At 44.1% G+C, this 8,027-nt stretch carries 5 protein-coding genes; 2 read left to right on the top strand and 3 right to left on the bottom strand.

The annotated features are described in order from the left end of the window. Nucleotides 1-28 precede the first annotated feature (28 nt). Nucleotides 29-2,992, top strand: a complete 2,964-nt coding sequence (gene torS / locus R8269_RS02605) for a TMAO reductase system sensor histidine kinase/response regulator TorS (protein ID WP_136977175.1) — start codon at nt 29-31, stop codon at nt 2,990-2,992. A 50-nt stretch (nt 2,993-3,042) separates the two neighbouring features. Here the strand turns inward: torS and R8269_RS02610 are convergent, their stop codons facing one another. The 3 genes from R8269_RS02610 to R8269_RS02620 all read right to left on the bottom strand — a co-directional run bounded on the left by R8269_RS02610 (nt 3,043) and on the right by R8269_RS02620 (nt 6,074). Next, nucleotides 3,043-3,234 carry a hypothetical protein gene (locus R8269_RS02610; RefSeq protein ID WP_005376565.1) on the bottom strand — a complete coding sequence of 64 codons (192 nt, stop codon included), beginning with the start codon at nt 3,232-3,234 and terminating at the stop codon, nt 3,043-3,045. Nucleotides 3,235-3,252: 18 nt separating this feature from the next. Next, nucleotides 3,253-5,607 (bottom strand): fatty acid cis/trans isomerase, encoded by a 2,355-nt coding sequence (locus tag R8269_RS02615; RefSeq protein ID WP_258477039.1) that lies wholly within the window; start codon nt 5,605-5,607, stop codon nt 3,253-3,255. An 80-nt stretch (nt 5,608-5,687) separates the two neighbouring features. Continuing rightward, nucleotides 5,688-6,074, bottom strand: a complete 387-nt coding sequence (locus R8269_RS02620; protein ID WP_017635365.1) for a winged helix-turn-helix domain-containing protein — start codon at nt 6,072-6,074, stop codon at nt 5,688-5,690. Between the two features lie 306 nt (nt 6,075-6,380). On the opposite strand from R8269_RS02620, the gene R8269_RS02625 reads away from it, so the two are divergent. Further along, entirely contained in the window at nt 6,381-7,928 is a 1,548-nt protein-coding gene (locus R8269_RS02625) for an arylsulfatase (RefSeq protein WP_213967547.1), read from the top strand. Nucleotides 7,929-8,027 lie beyond the last annotated feature (99 nt).

An 8,027-nucleotide genomic window follows, 5' to 3' on the forward strand; every position in this document is an offset into this window, starting at 1 on the left:
TGAACACGAACATTAAGGTCATGAAAATATGCTGCTAGCAACTGCAAGCATCGGTCGTAAACTTTTGTTGTCTTTCATTGCGATGGCAATACTGGTCATGTTATCGGCACTTATTGGTGTGTCTGGATTTTCTTTGGTTGCCAAAACCGAAAGAAATGTCGTGGATTCTGCGATTCCCGCCATGATTGAGGCGAGACAAGTCTCTGAGTTGAGTACTCGTATTATTTCGTCTGTACAAATGTTGTCGAACGCAAGAAACGAGCAGGAAAGAAAGGAGTCAGGGCGAGTGCTGTTCGAACAGCTCGAGTCTTTACTCACTCACATCAAGGAGCTCGGGAGTGAGTCGTTCGATTCTCAATTGTTAGAAGCTTTAGAGAATAACGTCCAGAACGTTATCGACAATTTGGCAGAGCTCGGTGTTTCGGTTGAAAAAAAGCTGTGGCTTGCAAAAGAGATAGATACTCGTGTTGAAGAAATGCGTCTGCTCAGTGAAGAGCTAGAACAACTAACTCGTACGCAAGTTCAGAATACAAGCACCATTGCTGTTGCTAACGTCACGCATATTTATGACTTATTAGAATCGAATAAAAAATCGCAAGTTTATCAGGCGCTAGATGCACTGGTGGAGGTCGATCTTGATTTGACTGAGCGATTGCATGAACTGCACTTGTTGGCCTTTAAAATGTTGAATCAGATTGAAGAGGCTCGGACATTAACGAATATTGAGCGAATTCAACAGGTTCAAAGTGATTTCGATAGCAACCTCAAAATCATGCAACGCCGTGTACTCGCTGTGGAAGATCCTACGCGCTCTAAGCAAATGAGCCAACTGCTCATAGAGCTTGGTAAGCGTCAGGTCGTATTTTCTATACTGATGCAGCAATACGAGAATAACGAACAGTCACAACAACTGATGCAAAAGACATTAGAGTTGTTCTCAGAGCTTAATGGCACGGTCAACAAATTGGTTGATGATTCAAACAAAACCACTACCGTCGCTGTAGACCAATTGACCAGCACACTGAAATTCGCTCAGTGGTCTTTAACCGTTATTTCAATTGTTGGTTTGATTGTATTGGTGCTGATTTTATGGCGTGTGGTGTACCTTTCTGTTGTGAAGCGGTTAGCTGAATATTCCGCTGCGTTGCTGTCTGTGGCGCAGGGTAACTTAGCGGTTGAGTTGGAAGTGAAAGGCAAAGATGAGTTGGCGCATATGGGGCAGGCCATCATCACGGCTCGTAATACCGCGCAAGCACTAAAAGTGGTAGCAGAGGGTGAAGCTCAAGCCAAGCGAGAGCTTGAGGAGCATAAAGAGCATTTAGAAGAGCTCGTTGAGCAGCGCACTTCGCAGTTAAAACAAGCAAACCGCCGTTTGAATGAAGAGGTTTTGAATCACGCTAAAGCTCGCAAGCAAGCAGAGCAAGCGAGCCGAGCAAAATCGGCATTCTTGGCGACGATGAGCCATGAGATAAGAACGCCAATGAACGGAGTGTTGGGGACAGCACGCTTGTTGATTGACTCAGGCCTCAACCCAATTCAAAAGCGTTATGCGGAAATCATTAATCGTAGTGGTAAAACGTTGCTCGCGATCCTTAATGATGTACTGGATTACTCCAAGATTGAAGCGGGGCATTTAGAAATTCGTCACATGGGCTTTGATTTACACCAAATGGTGGAGGACACTTTCCAGTTAATGAACAGTCGAGCACAAGAGAAGAAGCTGCTGTTCTCCTACCATATTGAAAGTGATGTTAGTCGCTACTGGAAAGGGGATGTCACCAGAATCAGTCAGGTGCTGAACAATCTCGTTGGTAACGCGATTAAGTTCACTGACGAAGGAGAAATTGATATCTACGTTAGCCTGAACCCTGAGGACGAGTCGCAAGTCCTGTTTGAAGTATCAGACACTGGAATAGGAATTGCCAAAAAATACCAGAGAACGTTGTTTGATGCCTTCACGCAAGCTGAAGGTGGGATGAGCCAAACTGGAGGCACGGGGCTTGGACTTGCCATCAGTAAGCGAATCATTGAAGCGATGGGCGGTGTTTTAGAAGTCGATTCCGAAGAGGGAAATGGTAGCCGATTCTGGTTCTCTATTCCGTTAGAGGAAAGCGAACCTGTTGAAACAGGAACCGTGGCAACCGCACGTTGCAAAGTGAAAGCAAAGGTCTTGCTAGTAGAAGATAATGAAGTCAACCGAGTGGTCGCGGAAGGTTTTCTAGAAAGCATGGGGCACCAAGTCGTGATGGCAGAAAACGGCTCACAAGCAGAGCAACTGATCAGCACACAAGATTTTGATATCGCTTTGGTCGACATCAACCTCCCTGATTGTGATGGAACTGAGTTGATCCAACGCTTAAAGCGGATTGAGTGTGATAAGCCGGCCAATAAAGCGCTTGCCGTCACGCCAATGATTGCAGTGTCTGCGCACGTTTTTGCGGAAGAAGTTGAGCGCTATCTAGCCGCTGGTTTTGACGGATACTTGCCTAAGCCATTGGCAAAAGAGGCACTCGCGGCATTGATTCAGGATGCGCTAGACGGAAAGCCGTTGTTGTTGCCACAAAATGCCGACTGTACCCCGTTTGATCAAATTTCGCCTCAAGAGCAAGAGCTACAATCAAAGGTCGTTCAAGCACCCCAAAAAAAGGAACCCGATGTGGTTATCATTAATCCGAGCGTGATTGAGTCCGATATGAAAATCTTGGGCAGAGATAAGATGTTGCACATTATTAATCTGTTTAGAGCCACCAGCACCGATGTATTAAGCAAGCTGCAAGCGTCTGCTGAGGACAATGATAGTAAAGAAGTAAAGAATCTTGCCCATAAATTAAAGGGCAGTGCAGGAAGTTTAGGACTAACTGCATTAATGAACGCTTGCCAAGCAATTGAAGCCGCGGCTCAACCTTTAGATACCTATAATGCGACTAAAGATGATTTAGTTTCTCAAGTGTCTGCATCAATTCAAGCTCTGGATGAGTTAATGGCGAAGTAATCCATCGAGCATTGAAAATAAAAAAACCTCCGGCTTTCCGGAGGTTTTTTCTATTCGGTCATGTCATCTTCCCACTCGAATCGAGTGTCTAGGGCATAAGGGTCATCATCAAAAGGATGTTCCACTTTGCCACGCAAGTATTCGAGTTGATGCTCAAGCATATTGACCGTTTCGTAGTCTCCCTCAGAACAAGCAACGTAAATCTGTTGTTCAAGAGCGGCAATGTTATCTCGGATACCCATGAGATCCCCCTTAAATCATCATCGATTCTCAAAACGATTATAGTCAAGTAATCCAAATTCGATCGGTTGTTTTGTACGGTACCAATTGTGTAAACGATCGCTAAATGACCAGAATTTTTCTGAGCTTCTACGAATCGCAAAATTATCCAATAACTTAACGTAATCGGACTCGTTTTGGATGGCACTAAATTGATCGACAAAATCTTTTACTTGGTTTTCGTTGATCGAGAAAAATGCCGCAGGGTAGCTTCCCACAACGCCGCGTACAATGGTCATGTCATCGTTAGCAAAGTCACGGTTACTTTCTTCATCAAACAAGCTAGAGATGTTTGTGTGTGCATTGTTGTGAAGTAAGGTGAACAGTTCATCTTCCCCTGATTGACTTCTCACCATAAGCATAGTGATTTGCGGAACGGTTTTTAGGCCTTCACCACGAACGTGGTCAATACGTTTTAGTTGCTTTTCACTACTCGCAGAAAGAGCCGTGTCTTGAATTTCGTAGCGAGGCAGAAGCACATCTGAAACATGTTCGCTCAACAACTCCACCAACTCCGTTTTTGGATCGTCACTCTTATACTGAACGCTGGTTGGTTGGTTAAACGGCTTCACATTTCGTTGTAAAAAGTCACTCAACTGCGGGCTTTGATCTTTATACCAGCTAGATTGCAGTTCATGGCGCATATCGGCGGGTAACAATGAGATAAAGTTACTTTCGCCTTCTAGACGCAAGAAGTCCATAAACATTCGTGTCATGAGCTGATGGCCGAAGTTACCGTAAACGTCAAACCCAGCAACAAGCAAATAGTGGATACGCTCTAGTAACGCGTAGTCAAGAATCCACACTGTTTTAGGCTGCTCACCAACTAACCCTTGAACAACAGAAGCACTATCAAAATGGCGGAATATCGTTAATGCCGCATTATGGTTGGTGCCATTACCATCCCAAATTACATCGGTGGATAGGTTTTCACCTTCTTTAAACCAGTTATTAGTGAACTCAGATTTAGCCTCTAGGTAGCGAGCTTGTTGACGCGCGTACTTGACCCAGTTGGTAACAGGTAGCGTGTTACTTTCTTGCTCTGCCGGTAGTTTTAGATTATCAGCCTGAGATCGGTAAAACTCATTTACTTCTGGGATGTCTGCTTTATCTGGATCAAGGAAAAACACCCAAAAGCGATCATTGATAACATTCAATGCCAGTTGGCCACGACAAACTGGGCCTTTGATGTATGCCATTATTGTATTTTGTGCATTATCTAGCATGAACTTAAAGCGCGACTTCACTGGAAGGCCGATGAATGATGTCATCGGGTTTGCAGCAACTTCTGGTGCATAACTCGGTAGCTGACTAACCATGTAATCAGCATCAATAAACCAAGTTTTCCAGTTCTCTATGCGTTGCTTGTTTAACGCGAATGGCATGTGAGTTTTATCTACTATGGTCCCTTGCTCTGGAATAATTCGATAAAACACACGTTCAACCCCTGGATCATCGTACGGGCGACGCGTTGAAATACGTTTGACGGGCTGTCCTGGTGGTGTCGCAGAACGGACGAGCGTGAAGAATCGGGGATCTTCATCGAGTTCCGAAAAGTAGAGATGAGATAAAAACAAATGCTCATATATATACCTAGCCATCAGCTGATTTTTCAAATCAGAGTGGTTAAGTAATGTTTCGTACTTATCTATTTGCGCTTGCTCATTCTCACTAACAGGTTGGTGAACGTTCATTATTGCGCCGTTTTCCAACCAAGTCATGAGTGTGTGGTATTCACTGTTTGATAGATTTGGCATACCAAAAGGCATTCCCCAGGTCGGGTTATCCTTTTCGTATTGCTCGTATTCTTCAATCGTCGGACAGGTTTGCTCTCGGTCTATCGAAAAGTCAAAGCCTTCTAACTGGACTTGGTCAGGCAATGGGTGGCGCTCTTTTTGTTGTAGCAAACGTGCGATAAGGCCTGCATCAATGTTGGCTGCCATGCTTTGATCACGTTCGTTGAGAACCGGATGAAAACCCGCATCGCGCCACTCTTGGGTTGTTTCTGCATCTTCGAATAAGCGTGTTGGTGCTGCGGCTGTGAGTCTTGTTCCTTCATATACCAGTGCTTTACTCGCACCACGGTCAATGCCCTCAACAGAAGAGAGCTTAAGTTGACATGGTGCATCGTAGCACGCGTGGCAGACGACACAGCGGTTATCCATAATGGGTTTAACTTCGCTTTGGAAGAAGTTTGCTTGAGGGGTTTCCACGTCAACTGTGCGTTCACGCACGAGCTGTGGACCAAACAGTTGGTCATAGTTAAGACCAGCATAGGTTGCACAGCCGGCAAACAAAGTAGCAATGCAAAGTGTAAAAATTAAGCGCAAATTCATTGAGTTATTTTACGTGATTCGAATTTGCATTAATTAAAGCAAAATAAGCGGTCAATTACCAAAAGTTGGGCCAATTAGCGTTAATTTTTCTGTTGATTGTCTGAGCGCTTGAAAATGTAACCCTGGCGGTGGACTGTCTGAATTCTGTCTGTTGGAACGCCTTCGTGAACTAGACGCTTTCTCATTCTGCTCATGTGCATATCGAGTGCTCGATCATGTTCAGTAAATTCACGTTTTAGTACTGTTTCGTAAAGAAAATGCTTACTAAGTACTTGATCTTGATGGTGAGTGAGAGTTTGCAGCAGCTTAAATTGAATGCTTGTTAACTGAACAGATTTCTTGTTTGGCAAGTAATTGAGTACCACAGAGTGAGTGCGCTTATCTAGTAATAGCTCCTCATCATTATGGTGAACGCCGTTGTGTTGGCATTGGTAAGTTTTTCCATTTGAAACCTTGGAGTCAAGCACGCGGGCACCTTAATTATTAATGGTAGTAAAACGTATTATCATTAATATTTATATAAAAGCAATCAGGTACTTTATGGGCACTGTGATATGCGTAGACAATCTTAATATTTGAGATTAACAGTAGTGATGAATGGTGCGATGGCGCTCTGAACTAAAGTGCTATTGGAGTGCGTATTAGCTACAAATAACGGTGTAATGTTAGGCGAAGATAGAAAGAATTCTCATTTAGTAAATTCGCTTATCCGCTATTTGTGAACTATACATTCTGTTGCAGGAAGCACTTTTCTAATACACACAGAGGTTTATATGACAGCGAAATATGGCGTTAAACGCCGATTAGCGATTCTTGCCGCCGCTTTAATCGGTGCGACAAGTAGCAGTATCGCAGCAGAGAAACCAAATATTCTCGTCATTTGGGGTGATGATATTGGCCAGTCCAATCTCAGTGCTTACACGTTTGGCTTGATGGGGTACAAAACACCAAATATAGACAGTATCGCCAAAGAAGGCATGATGTTCACTGACTATTACGGTGAGCAATCTTGTACAGCGGGCCGTTCTACTTTCATTACGGGCCAAACCGTTCTTAGAACAGGTTTGAGTAAAGTGGGGCTTCCAGGTGCTGATCTTGGCTTGAAGGAAGAGGACGCAACCATTGCCGAAATGCTGAAGCCGATGGGCTATATGACAGGGCAATTTGGTAAAAACCACTTAGGTGATAAAGATGAGCACCTTCCTACTAATCACGGCTTCGATGAATTTTTTGGCAACCTTTATCACTTGAACGCCGAGGAGGAGCCAGAAAACGTCGATTATCCTAAAGATCCTGAGTTTCGTAAAAAGTTCGGTCCGCGCGGCGTTATCCGTTCGTACGCTGATGGCAAAATTGAAGATACAGGACCTCTAACTCGCAAGCGCATGGAAACCGTGGATGAAGAGACGTTAGATGCGGCACTCGACTTTATGGATCGTGCAGTCAAGGCTGAAAAACCTTTCTTTGTCTGGTGGAACGCAACTCGTATGCACTTCCGTACTCATGTGAAAGAAGAGAACTCTGGAAAAACAGGTATCAGCGAGTATGCAGATGGTATGGTCGAGCATGATAACCATGTAGGTCAGCTACTGAAAAAAGTGGATGATTTGGGTATTAAAGACAATACAATCGTCTTTTACTCCACCGATAATGGCCCACACATGAACTCGTGGCCAGATGCAGGTACAACGCCATTCCGTGGAGAGAAAAATACCAACTGGGAAGGTGCGTACCGAGTTCCTGCGATGGTACGTTGGCCAGGTAAAATTAAAGCTGGCTCTGTTTCGAATGATATCATGCATCACATGGACTGGATGCCAACGTTTGTTGCTGCCGCGGGTGATGACAATATCAAAGAGAAATTGCTCAAAGGTTATAGTACGAATGGTAAGAAATTCAAAGTTCACCTAGACGGCTATAACTTCCTACCATATTTGACTGGTAAAGAGGATAAGGCCCCACGAGAAGAAATTTTTTACTTCTCAGATGATGGAGACTTAACTGCACTTCGCTATAACAAATGGAAGCTGGTCTTTATGGAGCAACGAGCAAAAGGCACGTTGCGTATTTGGGCTGAACCATTCACCACACTTCGTGTTCCTAAGATCTTCAACTTGCGTATGGATCCTTACGAAGTGGCTGATATCACTTCTAACACTTACTACGATTGGATGCTAGACCGTGCTTACATGCTTGTTCCTGCGCAAGCTTACGTAGGCAGATTCCTTGAAACGTTTAAAGAGTTCCCACCAAGGCAAAAAGCAGCAAGCTTCTCGCTCGATCAAGTGATGGAGAAACTAAAAGAGAACCCAAATAAGTAGGAAAAGCTAAGTGAAGTATCACTGACCCGTCCTGATATGGGTTGACACTTTTTAACTAAAACGCTCGATGTACTTCATCGGGCGTTTTGTATTTTAAAG

It is taken from the genome of Vibrio sp. Vb0667 (genome assembly GCF_033391095.1).